The sequence below is a fragment of the uncultured Tyzzerella sp. genome (assembly GCF_963558545.1).
In the GTDB taxonomy this organism is placed as follows: Bacteria; Bacillota; Clostridia; order Lachnospirales; family CAG-274; genus Tyzzerella.
The window spans coordinates 21,771-35,143 of record NZ_CAUWHO010000020.1; the positions used below are offsets into that span (position 1 = coordinate 21,771).

Consider the following 13,373-nt stretch of genomic DNA (forward strand, 5'->3'; position numbering starts at 1 on the left):
CAAAAAATAAAAATATTATAGCTCTATCTCTAAATTTTTTTCTATTCCCAAAGTATTACTTATTCCATTTATATCCTTAAATATATATGTAGCAAGATTTAATGTTTCTTCCTCTTGCTCTTTAGAAATATAGGTATTTTCAAGTTTTTTAATTTCAGGTTTTTTACTATTTATATTTAATTCGTATCCTCCTACATCTTGCCCTTTTTCATCTTTTATTAAAAACACCATATTTTTATCTATATCTTGGTAAATAACATTATTTCTAAACAACTCTAAAAGCCTTTGTTTGGGAATATTAGTTTTTTGTAATAAAGTTTGATAAAGCTCATTACTATCACCTTTTTGTTTTGGAATAAATTTATCTTTTATATAATTTTTTTTGATAAATCCTTTATAACTATCTTTACTCCAATCTTCAATACCTATTTTTATGTTGTATTGATTTTCTTTAGCTTTTATATCTTTATAAATTTGACTATTTTGATTTTGATATTCTTTATATAACTTTGTATTTTTATCTACAAATAAAAATATAGTATCTATTCCTTTATTATCTTTTATAACATTATCTATATTGTCTAAATTATCTATGTTATTTACATAACAGGTATTAACAGAAGTATTCATTGCCAATGTAGATACTATGTTATCGTATAGAAAAACACATTCACTATTTTCTATTGATTTAAAAAATAATGGCTTTTCTACACCTTTATTTAATAAATTAAGTTTATAATCTTTATTATAAATATCCCATTCATAACCACCTATACTTTGTCCTTTTTCATCTTTTATTAAAAATACTGCTTTTCTGTCTTCTTTTTCAAAAAGATTTTCTAATAAGTTTTTATATACTTTTTCTTTGTCAATATAATCAAAATTAATATCAAGCATATTTTCTAAATGATTTTTTAATCTTTCTTTATTATCTAAAATTTTAGGCTCTAAAAATGGCTTGTCTAAATATTTTATATAATCTACAAATTTAGTGTTTATATTAGATTCTTTATCATTTAAGTAGTCTTGCCAAGTTTGATTTAAGTCCTTATTTTTAACAGTGATTATATCTATCTTATAATCATTACCATAATTTTTATACAGTTTATTTGCATTTTTTAGTCCTTCTTCATCACTATCTAAAAATAACACTAATTCTTTTATATTAGTGTTATCAACTAAAAAATTATCTAGTGCTTTAAAAGATAAACAACCAAGTGATATACGATTATCTTCTTTCCAATCTTTACCTAGTCCTTTCGATATGGTTGCGTGTGTCATTAAATCAATAGCACTCTCAAATATATAAACTTTATCATTACACTTTGCTCCATTTATTCTAAAGCCAAAATCTTTATCACTATTTTTTAAATCACCTTTAAAACTGCTATTTGTGAGCGTACTTCTTTTACTTGCATACTTAATATTATTATCTTTATCTTTGCCTACGAATATAATATTATGATTTTCTTTATCTTCATAAATATTACCACTCTTAATAAGACTATTTACTATTTCAAAATCTATTTTCCTAGACTTTGTTAAATATGCTTGTACCCTTTTATTATCTATATTTTTTTTAGGTAATACAACATCGCCTTTAATTTCTATATTTTTTTCAGGTTGTTTATTTTGGATTTTAAAATTACTAATACTCTTACCATTTAAAATATTTATTGCTTCAACAAGAGATTTACCCTCATACACTTGTAAAAATTGTATGGTGCTACCTCCAACATTTTGACTATTCCAAAAAAATGTATTTCTAACAGGGTTTATTCTAATACTATCGTGTTCTAAAAGTGTGTATTCATTATTACCTACCTTTTTTATATTATATCCATTAGAGTTTAGATAATCTAGTATATTTACTCCCCTAGCTTTTTCATATTCCTCTTGAGTAAATCTAGCCATAAGCTACATCTCCTTATTTTTATTTTCTTCATAAAACTTAATACAATCCATTATGTAGTCTTTTGCTTCTTTATCTGTTTTTATTTCACGGCTTGAGATTTCCTTTATATTCTTAAAATTAATTTTGAAACTTCTAGATGTTTTAGGTTTTAAATATTTTTCTATAATTAAATCTAAAACTTCTTTTGATATTTTTATACTTTTAGCTTTTTCTCTTATATTTTTGCAAATTTCAAGGTTTAATTTTAAAAAATTATCTCTTTCAAAAAAGTATGTAAATACTTCTTTTTGCTCATCTTCTTTTAGGTATGATAACTCAACACCCATAACTAGAGATATTTCTTTATCATCAACTTTTTTCAAAAATTCAGGTCTTAAATAATTAAGTCTTAAATACCTATAAATACTTCTATTTTTTTCTAAATTGACATCGTGGCACAAATTCTTATCTTCGGCTATTTCTCCTGTGTTAAGAGCATTTTCTTCTTGAAAAAACTCAAAATTAACACTTCTTTTAGAATTGTTTTTTTCTAACATTTCTTTTTGTATTTTATATGCTTTTGCTTTTTCACTAGGCAATAGATTTTTCCTTTGTATAAGATTTGTATCTACCACTATTAATTTAGCATCTTCAAGACTTATATCTTCTAAAACCTTATACATTTTACTGTCTAGCTTTTCATATTCTAAATTTTTTAAAGCTAAAAATCTATTATGTCCACTTAAAATTGTGTACTTATCTTCTGTCTTCCATAAAATTATAGGATTTAAAAGTCCATTATCTTTTATACTTTCTTTTAGTTCTTCTAAATCTTCATCTGTATATTTTTTAAATGGATTATCTTCAAACTCTACAATTTTATTAAAATGTATAGCTTTATCTTCTAAAACATCATTATTAATTATATTATTTTCTTCTATATTAAAAGCTAACTTTACTTCTATATCTTTTTTAGTCTGTTCTTCTAAAAACTTTTGTTCTTCTTCTTTTTCTTTAATTTTTCTTTTTATATAATCCATATCCATCTTTAAGTCCTCCTTTAACTATGACAATCTCTTACTAACTTTGACTAACTCTTATTAATTATGATTATTTATGATTATCAAATTATACTAATGCCTTGATTTTAGCCTTTTATATATAACTATCTTTGATTAACTCTTATTAACTTTGACTATTTATGACTAACTTTTATTAATTATGATTATTAACTACATCTATATTTCCATATCTATCTCCTTTATTTCTTCAAATTCCTCATCTTCTATATGAACACAAGTTTTATTTTCTTGTTCAAATTCTCTTTCTAACTCAAGTTTTTCTTTAAAAAGATTCTCTAAAGTTTCTTTATGCTCGAATTTAGTATTTATAGATTTTTCTGCTTGATATTTTCTTTCCTCAATTTCTTCTATCTTATTTTTACTAATATTAATTCTATTATTTATATTTTCTAAGCAATCGTCTAATAAATCTATATTAGCCTTTTTATACCCATTATTTAATGATGTCCTATGACTAGCACATCTAATTAATTTTATATCTGCATTTAATGGGGTACTTGATGAATAAATTTTAAAACCTTTATATTCTCCTATTTTTTCATCTATATTAGACGCATTAGCTATTTTAATTAATAAACTTCCTGCTACTTCTTTATCTGTATATTTATTGTCTTTTATTGTAATTTCAAAATTATTCTCATTATCTAAATCTTTTATACTATCATAATATACTTCATCAATTTTTAATGCTTCTAATCTTTCATTATACTTTTCTAATTTTTTAGGATATTCTTCTTTTATAAATTTTTCATTTTCATATTGCTTTTTTCTATAAGAAGTTTCTAAAATTTTAAGTTTTTCTATTTCATTGTCAACTTCCATTTTTCTTTTTATTTTAGGGTTACCTGTTGCTAATGCTTTTATCTCTGCATAATCAAGTGTAACATCATCTATATCTTTTACTTCTCTACCTGTGATAGCTCCTATTTTTGCTTGTGTTATAAATTTTTGTTTTTGTTCTAATATTTGCCAACTGTACGCATCAAATGAACCTTTTGTTATACATTTAAAAATATAAACTTCTTCATTTTCATTACCTTGTCTTAAAATTCTACCTTCACGTTGCTCCAAATCACTTGGTCGCCAAGGTGTATCTAAATGATATAAGGCTATTAACTTATTTTGAAAATTAGTACCTGCTCCCATTTTAGCAGTACTCCCTAAAATAACTCTTATATCTCCATTTCTAACTTTCTCAAACATTTTTTCACGCTCTTTAGAATTTTTAGCATTATGTACAAAGGCTATTTCTTCTCCATTTATACCATTTTTTATTAGCTTTTCTCTAATATCATCATATATGTTAAATTTAATATTAGGTGTAGATATATCAGAAAATATAACTTGTGTTCCTTTTTCTTTTTTTGTTTTGTCATAAATTTCAACAACTTTATCAACTACTAAATTTACCTTACTATCTTCATAATCCTCATTATTTTCATCTATATGCCTTATATCAAGTCCTGCATATCTTCCTTCGTGTACTATTTTAAGCATATTGTCTATTTTAGGATTACCACCATTCTTACATCTTTCTGCTCTTTCCCCGAAAGATTTCATCTCAATAGCTAATTCTTCGCTTGCTTCTGCTTGTATAGTTTTATTTATAGCTTTTGGAATAGGCAAATTTATCATATCTGTTGTTACTACATCTGCAAAGCTATTATATAATTTCATAAGTTCAGGAATATTTCTAAAATTTGAAAATCTTGTTTTTAGTTGAAAACCATTACCTGCAGGAGATATCTCAAGTTTAGTTTCTGTACTTGCAAATATTTTTTGCCAACTATCAAAGTTATAAATACCTTGTTCTTTTAATGTTTCTTGCATTAAATATCTTTGCATAGTGTACATCTCTGCCATTGTATTTGAAATAGGTGTTCCTGTTGCAAAAGTTATTTTTCCTCCTATTTCTTCTAAATAATCTATCTTCATTTTTAAATTCATTGCTTTTTGAGAATTAGTTTGATTTATGCCTGCTATATTTCTAAGTCTTGTTGTAAAATATAGATTTTTATATAAATGTGCTTCATCTACATAAAGACTATCTATTCCAAGTTCTTCAAAACTTAACAAATCCTCTGTTTTACTATCCATTAGTTTTGTTAAGTTAAATTCTAATGATTTTTTAGTTCTTTCTAAAATTTTAACTGTCAGTCTATCCTCATTTTTATCAAGTCCTGACATTTCATTTACAATATTTTCTATTTCTTCTTGTAATCCATATATTTGTCTTTCTTTAGATATCTTTAGCAAATCAAACTGTGATTGTCCCATAATTATAGCATCATAATCATTTTGGGATATTTTAGATAAAAACCTTTTCCTATTTTTTGTTTCAAAACTTTTTTCATCTGCATACAATATATTTGCATTTGGATATAATCTATAAAAATCATTTTTAAATTGAGCAGTTATATTGTTAGGTACTATCAATAAAGGCTTATTTGATTTTCCAAGCCTTTTATTTTCCATAGCCGATACTATCATAATAAAAGTTTTGCCTGCACCTACCTGATGGTCAAGTAGTAAATTGTTAGGGCTAAATATACTCCTTGCAATAGCTACTTTTTGATGTGGTCGTAACTTTATATCAGGAGATAAATTAGGTAATTTAAGTTCTATATCAAAATTTGAATTTATTGTATTATTAAATCTTTCATTATATTCTGCAACTATTCTGTTTCTTATGTCTGCGTTTTTAAATATAAAATCATCAAATTCTCTTTCTATTAATAATTTTTTTTCATTAGCTTTTATGGTTTCATCTTTATTAGTTATATATTTTTTCTTCCCATTACAATCTTCTATCTCATCCTTTACAACAACTTCTTGATTATTTAAGATTTTTTCAAATATATACAATGCCCCCATACGATTTGTTCCATATTCTTGTGTAGCTAAATATCCATAAGTAGTCTTGTTGTAAATTCTCCACTCGGAAGAACGGTCATTGTATCTAACATCTACATTAGATATTTTTAATAACTCTTTTAAAAAATCTTGCATATCGTGTACTTTATATAAATCCGAACCTATATCTATTTTTATATCCGAAAAATCTACATCTTTTGGAATAACTTCTTTTAAAGCACTTATATTTCTTCCAAAATATGGACTTTCATCCTTTAAATTTTCTACTGTCTTCAACTTTTCTTTTACATTCCCATTTAGATATATAGGCTTAATTTCCCAACCTTGTTCTATATTCTCTTTTTTATATTTTAAAGGGTTTAAATAAATTAAGTCATCTTTTACAAGTTCATCTATAATCTCATTTATAGGCTTGTTATATAAATTTTTTATATAATTAAAATCTATTTTTGCATATTTGTTAAGAGATAAAATTAGTCCATCTTTTGCATTATCAACTTCTTTTATATCAATATTTGGGTAAATAGTTTTTTTATAGAAAAAATCACTTTTCTCATAGTTACCATTATTTGCTTTCTCTAAAGATGTTAAAAAATGAATATCATCATCTTCTTTAAATATATTTACATTAGTTCGGCTATTTATATATCCATACTTTTTTATAAATTCGTCATAATATCTATTAAATTGTTCTAGTTTTTCATAAAATAAGTTTTCTTCTGCATATCTATCTAATTGTATTTCTATTATTTCCTTAGACATATCTCTTAATTTTATAATAGCTATAAGTCTTTCTCTACTTCTAGGCTCTACTCTTTCTATTTGATTTTTACTAGCTTTATAATATATTTCATCATTATGGTAAATATATCTAAATATTTTATATTTATCATTTAATAAAATTTCTTCTATATTTTCATCTACTAATATATCTTCTTGATATATAGGTAAATTTTGATTAACTATTTTTTTAGGTAGCAAATTAACAGTTTCTAAAAGCCTTTCTCTTAAATCTATGTCTTCTGCAACAACTGTTAAGTCATACCTTCCATATTTATTAGATTTGTAGTCTAATTTGCCTAAAATCATTTCAGGATGATTTTTAAAATAGTTATTTATCCGATTTTCATACTTTACTTCTGTTGTATTAACCCAATCAGGTATTTCTTCTCGTTCTTGTTCTAACTTTTGAAAAAATAAAATATCCGATGTAACTTCTGTACCTGCTAATTTTTTAAAAGCTGTATTAGGTAATCTTATAGCTCCTAGAAGTTCTGCTTTTTTACTTACTTCTATCCTAAAAGTATCATCTTTTTTATCAAGTGTACCCTTTGATGTTATAACTGCAACTATACCATTTGGCTTTGTTAAAGCTATACTTTTATTTATAAAGTAATCGTGTATCAAATAATTGTTTTTATTATAAGTTTTATCATAAATACCATAATCTCCAAAAGGGATATTTCCAATTACTAAATCAAAACTATTTTCATTAAAATCTTCTTTTTCAAATCCATTTATTTTAATATTAGCATTTGGATATAATTGCTTTGCAATTTTACCTGTTATTGTATCTAGCTCAACTCCTGTAATCTTACTATCTTTTAAATCTGTTGGTAAATTTCCTATAAAATTACCTGTACCACAAGATGGTTCTAATATTTTTATATTTGTATTTTCATACCCAAAGTTTCCAATAGCTTTATACATACTATCTATTATTTCTTTAGGAGTATAATGAGCATTTAATGTAGATGCTCTAGCTTTTTCATATTCACTAGGGCTTAAAATTTCTTTTAATTCTCTAGCTTTTTCTTTAATAAAAGGACTTATTATATTTTCTTCTTTTTCAAAAACTTGAGGTATCCCTCCAAAACCAACATAGTTTGATAAAATTTCTTTGTCATCTTCTCTTGCAAACTTATTATTTTTTTCTAAATAATTTAAAATATTTATAGCGTTTATGTTTGCTTGTATTTTTTCATTAACTGTTATTGGATATGGTATTTTTTTACTCCTTAAATTATAGTTAGAAATCAAAAAATTAAAACTATTGTTGCTTTCTACTTTTTCTTTAGGTTCTTCAATTTCAACATTTTTTTCTTTTTCTATAATAGTAAAGCTATCTATTTCAGGATTAATGGCTAATGTACTACCATTTTCCCAGTTAACGTGAATTTGCCCTATATCATCAAGTTTTTTAATAGTTCCTTTCAATCCTGATGATAACTTTTCCCCAACCATTTCATTAAGAATTATTGTATTACCTATTATTGTATTTTTATTTATAGGCTCTTTTATAAGTTCATTTTCTTCTTTAATACTTTGTTCTTTTAAAGCATCATAAATAATATCTAAATACTCAAGACTTGTTGCACTAGCTATTATAGGATATAAATTATTATCTAAATGCTCTAATTTAACTCTAGTTTCATCTAAAAAGTTTTCTAATTCTTTTATTAAATATTTCTTATTATTTATAAAAATTTCTTTACCTATATAATTAGATATAAATTCAATTTTTTCATCTGTAACTAAACTTTTATTACTTTGATTTGCATTATCAAGATTTAAATTATCAAATAAATTTAGTTCTTCTACTTTTTCTTTTTTGTTTTTTTTATCATAAAAAGGAACAGGTGTACTCTGTTCCTTTTCAGGTTTATTAATTAACTTTTTATCAAAATTTTTTATTTTATTTTCTATTTCTTTTAAATCTTGGCTTATAGTTTTACACAAACTATCTAAAATAACTTCTATATCTTTAACTTTAAATTTTTGAATATTTTTTCTTATTTCTTCTTTTATTAAAGTAGTGTTTTCTTCATCTAAACCTAATCTTTCTATTTTAGCAACCGTATTCAAATAAAAAAATAAGTTTTTTATACTATCATCTTCTATGCTTTCAAGTAAATGCTTTTCTTTAAATTCATCTATATTAAATAATGTGTTTATAATATCTTTGTGCTTATTTTTATCATATTTCCATAATCTTATTTTTTGTTGATATGTGCTTGACACATCAAATACATATCTTAATTTACTAAATGTGCTATTATCAAAAAGTCCTATCCCTTGAGAGCCTTTTTTTACTTGATAATTAATCTTCTTCCAAGTATCATAATTAGCAACTGCTGTTGCTTTTTCATTTTGACAGTATATGCATAAAGCATCTTGAAAATTATATTTATAAAACTTTGAATAAAATTTTACAAAGTCTATTAATTTCTCTTCTTTACTTATAATTTCTTTTAATTTTTCATTATAAGCCTTACTTATATCACTAAATTTTTTAGCCATTTATATCAACCTTTCCGATACAGTTTTTCATATTAATACTATAGCATAGATTTTTAAGAAAAAACTAAACAAAAACTAAACAAAAACTAAACAAAAACTAAACGATTTTTTTATGCAAAAAATGTTTATAAATATGTTTATAAATATGTTTATAACTTTATGTATTCAAAAAAAGAGTAGCTAAGCTACTCTCCAAATATTATTTCTTCCATATCTATATCTTTAAAATGGTCTTTATATACTATTTCTTTTAAAACTATTTCCTCTACTTCTCTATGTAACATTTTTTTATGTCTTTCTATTTCTAAAACATTCCATTCATCTTGTATTGGCTCTTCCTTTAATTTTTTCTCCATAAGTCTATCTATCATTTCATAAACTTTATTATCTATATCATTAAATATTTCAGGTAATTTACCTCTAATTCCAAGTGAATTATAATCAATTTGATTTAGTTCTCTCATATGCTCCATAGCCAGTTTACCATATTTTCCTACTTTTAATTCCATTATTTCTATTGTAGGATAATACATACTATCTTCTCCTAATTCATAGGATAATCCATTATTTTCATTAAATTTTTCTTTTCTCATAATTATTTCTCCTTTTTATATTTTTCTTTTAAGTCTTTTTTATATCTTTCTATTTCATCATCTAATATAACTATATCTACTTTTTCTAAAAATTTATCTTTAATTATTTGCTCCTTTATTCTATTATCATGTTCAATTTGCTTCTCAATAAATACTTTATTTTCATAGGTTGTAAAATCAATGTCTATAGATTTTATACAAAAAATAAAAATTATATTTATTAATAATGGAGTTATATAAAATATTTTATATTCCTATTTTTATCATATTTTTTTAATTTATATTGCCTTTTATTCATAATAATTTCTCCTCAGTATTACTATTAAAAGTTTAATGGAAAAATCATATTTTGTAAATATTCTTTTATATAATTAGTAAATAAACTTTATCCTTTCTTAAAGTTTTAAATTGTCCAATTTATTAGCTGGTATCCACCTAATATAGTTAGAAAAATGATTACAACTATTACTAATTGTATAGAAAACTGTTTTACACCTTTTTTTACATCATCATATATAATCTTAATTTTTTTCTCCGTATTGTATATAATCTATTTCTTTTAATGTATCTATTATTTTATTAGATACTACATCATTTAATTTACTTGTTTTTTCAAATCTTTCAATGATATCTAGCATTTTATTTCTATTATTTTCTAACTCATCATTTATATTAAGTTTTATTAATTCTAAAATATTATTAAAAAATTTCTTATTTTCTTTTGACTGTTCTTCAAAACAATCATCTATGTATTTTTTTAGTTCTAAAAATTTAATTTCTATTAAATCATTTGTATCTATACTATCCATACTTTTCTCCTTTAAATATTTTCTAATATAATCATATTATATATATTTTCAATAGCTATTTTTTTCAATTTATGATACTGTTGAATTGATACATTAAGATTATTGGCAATAGTAATTTCTGTCATTTTTTCTTTATATCTTTGTACTAACATTTTTTTATACTCTTCTTTTAAAAAATTGAGTATATATTTCATTTGTTGATTTTTAAATTCTAACTTTAAAATTTCTTCTTTATATGAAAAAATTTTATCTTCTATATTTAAAATCATATTTTCATTATCTTGAATTTGTTTTATAATATTTCTCTCAAAATAGCTACTACCATCACCATTACATTTAGGCATACTGTCAATAGTAATGCTTTTTATATCTATATTAAAATCTATTTTTAAATTTTTTATTTTATCTTCTACAATCTCCTTTTTTTCTTCCAATGAAATAATAAGATTTTTTAAAAGCTTTATTTTTTCTTCAATAGTAAAATATTCTTTTATTTTATTCTCTACAAATTTTATATTTTCTTTTAACATAAATTACCTCTCTTAGCTACTTTTAAAAGAAATTTTTTAGTATATCATCAGCTGTCATCTTTTCTTTTTTTATATTTTCTTGTGGCTTACTCTTACCTATATTTAAAAAATCAATATCTTCTAATTTTATATTTTTAGAAGTATTTAATTTAATAATCGTATCTTTTTCTTCTGATATTTTATCTTTCATATCTTTAATTCTTTTTAAAGGCAAAGTTAGTCCACTTAATATTGCTAATGTATATTCTTTATTTGTGTTTTCAAACTTGTCTAAATATTTCCCTATTTTTTTCTTAAATATAATATCATCAAATTTTATTCCTTTTGATAATCCTAAATATTTTATGTTACCATCATTCTCAAGTGGTGCAAAAATATTTTCTTGAATATTTTTAATTAACTTATCTGTATTTTCATCATTTTCGCAAGTGGCAATATTAATCATTCCTTCAGTTTTTAAAAGTTTAAGTATTTCTGCCTCATCAATATTACCTTTTTGTGTTTCATATTTTTTATAATCAAATATTTTAATAAACAAATTAACAAATTTTTCATTTATATGTAAAATATCATTTTTTGATTTATTATCAAGTATAAAAACTGAACAAATATCTTCTATCTCTGTTATTTCTTTCAAACACTCATAACTGTTTATATGTGCTTGTAATGTATCTTTTTCACTTGGAAGTATTGTTATTATGCCAATATTTTTATTTAATGCTTGACTAAATATTTTAGCAAATGTAGGACTTATACCACTTCCTGTACCTCCTCCACTAGAAAATACTAAATAATATAATTCTTTTTCCCCTAAACTTTTATTTATAAATTGATTTATAGAATTAAAATCATTTTTAGCAACTTCTTTAGCCGTTGCTCTGTCTTTAGCACACCCTAATCCATTTTTTATATGGTATTTTTTATCTCCATCAATATTTATAGTCGCTAAATCTCCCTCACTTGTATTTATAAAAGCTACATCAAAACCTTTTTGATTTAACAAAAATCCAATATTTCCACCTGCTTGTCCTACTGCTATAAATCCTATTTTATCTTTCATAATTCTGCTCTCCTTATCTATATCCTTAATTAAATTTTTATATTAATATTCTTTTATAAATTCTATACCATTAGACGTTATATAATAAGTACTACTTTTTCCATCTTTAACACCTTTTGCAACTAAATCTAATTTTTTTAATTTTTCAAGCCTTTTATATAATGAATTTTCTTTCAAAACTTTTTGTTCTATGATTAAAAAATCTTTTATTTTTAGACTTTCTAAAAAACTGTATTTATCTTTTTTATATAAATCTTTTAAGATAATTATATCTATTTTAGTTAAACTCATAAATTCTCCTTTATTTTTTTGCTTTAGTTAATAATTTCTTAATACTTTACATAGTTTATTACTTAAAGTAATTATTAGTGTTACATATTGATTGATAGAAATATTATTATATATTTAATATTTATTTTATATAATTATTTATAATATTATATATAAATATTATTATATATTTAATTATTATTATATATATATATTTATACATAGTTTCATTTTGTTACTTTAAATTCAAAATGAAATTTATGTCATATCATTTTGTTATTATATATGTTTTCATTTTGTTACTAAATTATATTTTAACCCCATTAAAAATATGATCTCTATCTTCTTCTGTGCCTTCTTTTAAAGACATAAGTTCTATTTCTCTAAGTAAATTATAATCAGGCTTTTTCTGTGTATAGTTTACAAACCCATTTTTATACGTAGGTTTAATACTATTATTTTTTTGTATTGTGTTAGACTCTCTTTTTATTTCACTATTTATACTATATAAGTCTTTATCTATGTACGTATTGTATATAAGTGTTCTCATATATGCTTTGAAATTTTTAATTTTGTAACCGATTGTTTTAAATTTATTGATAACCTTATCTATATCAATAAATTTAATTTTTAAAAATACACTTCTAACTATTTCTAATGATTTTAATTCTCCATTAATTTTTATATATTTTTCATTGGTTGAAACAACATCAACTATAATTTTATATACTGAGTTAAATATTTTAAAATAATCTTGATTATTCTCTTGCATTTTTTCTTTTATTATGTTATAATCAATATTATTTTTGATTAACTCAATTACCTGACTATGTTGAGTTGTTATTATTTGCTCCTGTTTTTCAGGGGCTTTTTCCTTTACCAATCTATCAACGTAATCGTCTTCTCTATTTAATTCTATATTCTCTTTATTATACATATTTTCTTCATTTCCAAACTTATT

At 22.8% G+C, this 13,373-nt stretch carries 9 protein-coding genes; all 9 read right to left on the reverse strand.

Going from position 1 to position 13,373, the window contains the following annotated elements; all coding sequences use genetic code 11:
• Nucleotides 1-15 precede the first annotated feature (15 nt).
• Nucleotides 16-1,914, reverse strand: a complete 1,899-nt coding sequence (locus R5Z65_RS04760; protein WP_317367395.1) for a DUF3991 and TOPRIM domain-containing protein — start codon at nucleotides 1,912-1,914, stop codon at nucleotides 16-18.
• A 3-nt stretch (nucleotides 1,915-1,917) separates the two neighbouring features.
• The gene (locus R5Z65_RS04765; RefSeq protein WP_317367397.1) at nucleotides 1,918-2,940 is read right to left on the reverse strand and encodes a ParB N-terminal domain-containing protein; all 1,023 of its coding nucleotides are present in this window, start codon (nucleotides 2,938-2,940) and stop codon (nucleotides 1,918-1,920) included.
• A 192-nt stretch (nucleotides 2,941-3,132) separates the two neighbouring features.
• Nucleotides 3,133-9,150 (reverse strand): DUF4314 domain-containing protein, encoded by a 6,018-nt coding sequence (locus R5Z65_RS04770; RefSeq protein ID WP_317367399.1) that lies wholly within the window; start codon nucleotides 9,148-9,150, stop codon nucleotides 3,133-3,135.
• A 185-nt stretch (nucleotides 9,151-9,335) separates the two neighbouring features.
• Nucleotides 9,336-9,743, reverse strand: coding sequence for a TnpV protein (locus R5Z65_RS04775; protein WP_317367401.1), 408 nt, complete (start codon nucleotides 9,741-9,743; stop codon nucleotides 9,336-9,338).
• 521 nt (nucleotides 9,744-10,264) lie between these two features.
• Nucleotides 10,265-10,552 (reverse strand): hypothetical protein, encoded by a 288-nt coding sequence (locus tag R5Z65_RS04780; protein WP_317367404.1) that lies wholly within the window; start codon nucleotides 10,550-10,552, stop codon nucleotides 10,265-10,267.
• 11 nt (nucleotides 10,553-10,563) lie between these two features.
• Complete coding sequence (locus tag R5Z65_RS04785) at nucleotides 10,564-11,082, reverse strand: hypothetical protein (RefSeq protein WP_317367406.1); 519 nt, start codon at nucleotides 11,080-11,082, stop codon at nucleotides 10,564-10,566.
• A gap of 22 nt (nucleotides 11,083-11,104) precedes the next feature.
• Nucleotides 11,105-12,142, reverse strand: a complete 1,038-nt coding sequence (locus tag R5Z65_RS04790; protein WP_317367408.1) for a hypothetical protein — start codon at nucleotides 12,140-12,142, stop codon at nucleotides 11,105-11,107.
• A 42-nt stretch (nucleotides 12,143-12,184) separates the two neighbouring features.
• Nucleotides 12,185-12,433 carry a hypothetical protein gene (locus tag R5Z65_RS04795; RefSeq protein WP_317367409.1) on the reverse strand — a complete coding sequence of 83 codons (249 nt, stop codon included), beginning with the start codon at nucleotides 12,431-12,433 and terminating at the stop codon, nucleotides 12,185-12,187.
• Nucleotides 12,434-12,719: 286 nt separating this feature from the next.
• Nucleotides 12,720-13,373: DUF6017 domain-containing protein (locus tag R5Z65_RS04800; protein ID WP_317367410.1), on the reverse strand; the 654-nt coding region annotated here is incomplete at its 5' end.

What these genes read in the sequence shown, in the direction of transcription:
- R5Z65_RS04765 (WP_317367397.1), bottom strand. Translation starts at nt 2,940, where the DNA reads ATGGATATGGATTATATAAAAAGAAAAATTAAAGAAAAAGAAGAAGAA.
- R5Z65_RS04775 (WP_317367401.1), bottom strand. Translation starts at nt 9,743, where the DNA reads ATGAGAAAAGAAAAATTTAATGAAAATAATGGATTATCCTATGAATTA.
- R5Z65_RS04770 (WP_317367399.1), bottom strand. Translation starts at nt 9,150, where the DNA reads ATGGCTAAAAAATTTAGTGATATAAGTAAGGCTTATAATGAAAAATTA.
- R5Z65_RS04780 (WP_317367404.1), bottom strand. Translation starts at nt 10,552, where the DNA reads ATGGATAGTATAGATACAAATGATTTAATAGAAATTAAATTTTTAGAA.
- R5Z65_RS04760 (WP_317367395.1), bottom strand. Translation starts at nt 1,914, where the DNA reads ATGGCTAGATTTACTCAAGAGGAATATGAAAAAGCTAGGGGAGTAAAT.
- R5Z65_RS04795 (WP_317367409.1), bottom strand. Translation starts at nt 12,433, where the DNA reads ATGAGTTTAACTAAAATAGATATAATTATCTTAAAAGATTTATATAAA.
- R5Z65_RS04790 (WP_317367408.1), bottom strand. Translation starts at nt 12,142, where the DNA reads ATGAAAGATAAAATAGGATTTATAGCAGTAGGACAAGCAGGTGGAAAT.
- R5Z65_RS04785 (WP_317367406.1), bottom strand. Translation starts at nt 11,082, where the DNA reads ATGTTAAAAGAAAATATAAAATTTGTAGAGAATAAAATAAAAGAATAT.